The 1,955-nt window shown below is 37.6% G+C and carries 1 protein-coding gene and 1 pseudogene; one reads left to right on the top strand and one right to left on the bottom strand.

What is annotated here, in order from left to right; translation table 11 throughout:
• Nucleotides 1–314 precede the first annotated feature (314 nt).
• Nucleotides 315–380, bottom strand: a pseudogene (locus PX481_RS06180) (IS200/IS605 family transposase); the annotation flags it as partial.
• Between the two features lie 283 nt (nt 381–663).
• Here PX481_RS06180 and PX481_RS06175 point away from each other — a divergent pair.
• A protein-coding gene (locus tag PX481_RS06175) for an IS630-like element ISMae29 family transposase (RefSeq protein WP_155120450.1) occupies nt 664–1,802 on the top strand; the annotation gives its coding sequence in 2 pieces (ribosomal slippage) (nt 664–1,096 and nt 1,096–1,802; 1,140 coding nt in all).
• Nucleotides 1,803–1,955: the final 153 nt, after the last annotated feature.

Here is a 1,955-nt window from a genome sequence, read left to right as displayed (position 1 = left end):
CCAACATCTCTATCATTGGCTCCAGCTACATCAAATTTTCCCAAAAAATATAGAAGAGCTAATGCAAATTAGCCGCTATCGGTTGAAGGATTACATCAAAGGACAAAGAGCTATATCGCTTGCCCTATCTACCTTCTAGCTCGCTTGTCCCCCTCTCAGAACTTTTCTACGATAATAGACCTCTTGCATAAATCCGAAAACAAACGATAGAAACAATAATAGGAGGGACTTTCAGTTAATTATTTATTAGTAGTTGATAATCTTCAAAAATGTTGCTGTACAAGGATCAACTTAAGACTTTTGCAAGAGGTCTAATGAGTGACAAAAACAAAGTGTAACCGCACGCTAAAAACACTATGAGAGCCTTTTCTGGGTTTCATATTGACAACCTATTAGAGCATCAATTTTGTTTTGAGGGATAAAAAAAGAGGGATCTTCGGTTTGTGTTATGCAATGGACGGGGGTTATAAGGGATGGAACCCTTATATAGAAAGTCATTTAGCGATTTTTGTCAATTGTTTTTTATCTAGAGCGAACTAATCAATTAAGTCTTTTACCAGATAAGGATTTAGTCGCTCTATGCCCCCCTATCAAACCATAACAAGTAACGAAGAGCCAAAAAAGAGCTAATCTGGAAGAAGTTATCCAACTTCAGACAAAAAAATGCCGAAGAAAAAATATATTGTAGAGCTAACAGACTCCGAAAGAACTGAACTCGAGCAGCTAACCAAGAAAGGAAAAATAGCAGCTTACAAAATGAACCATGCCAGAATACTACTTTTAGCAGATGTCAATCAACAGGAAGGTGGTTGGACTGACTCGAAAATTAGTGAAGCCTTAAATGTTGCTCAAGCCACCATTGAGAGAGTACGACAAAGATTTGTCGAGTCAGGAATTGAATCATCATTAACTCGAAAAAAGCCAGAACATCGCCGTGCCAAAATTATCGATGGGGAAAAGGAAGCAGCTCTGATTGCCATCGCTTGTAGTGAAACACCAACGGGACGAGCAAAATGGACACTTCAAATGCTGGCAGATAAAATGGTCGAACTTGAATATGTGGAAAAAATATCACGAGAAACCATCAGAAAAACCTTAAAAAAAATGAATTGAAACCATGGCTGAATCAATCATGGGTCATTCCCCCAAAAGAATCAGCGGAGTTTGTCTGTGCCATGGAAGATGTCTTGGATATTTATCATAGTGAGTATGACCAGCAAAATCCCTGGCTGTGTTTTGATGAGAGTTGTCAACAATTAGTCAAAGAAACAAAAGAGAAAATACCAGCCGAACCGAGAGAACCAGAAAGGTATGACTATCAATATGAGCGTAATGGTGTAGCCAATATGTTTATGTTTTTTGAACCATTACAAGGTGGGCGACATGTAGAAGTTACACAACAAAGGACGGCGAGCGATTATGCACACCAAATGAAATATTTGGTTGATGAGCGTTATCCGGATGCCCAGAAAATTAGAGTAATTCAAGACAACTTAAATACTCATGTAAAAGCCTCATTATATAAAGCCTTTGAACCGGAAGAGGCCAAGAGAATTTTAGATAAACTCGAATTTCATTACACTCCCAAACATGGCAGCTGGTTAAATATGGCAGAAATTGAGTTGAGCGTTTTGAATCGTCAATGTCTCGATCGTCGTATCCCAGACATGGATAGTTTAAAACAAGAAATTAAGGTCTGGGAAGAAAATCGAAATGAAAAGTCAAATTCAGTTGACTGGAGATTTACTACTGCTGATGCTCGTATTAAATTAAAAAAACTCTATCCCTCAATTCAAACTTGACAGACTACTATATCTGTAGGCTATACTAAAAGTATAACTTTCCTAGGTCGATCAGTTATGGCTATCAAGAGAATTACTTTTCGTCTTGATCCAAACCAAACACAAAATAACAAGCTTCATTACAGTCAAAAGCTACACTGCTCTCTTTATAAT

This window comes from Microcystis sp. M53603_WE2 (assembly GCF_030065435.1).
Note: the sequence above shows the minus strand (reverse complement) of the source record. Positions and strands in the feature narration are given on the sequence as shown.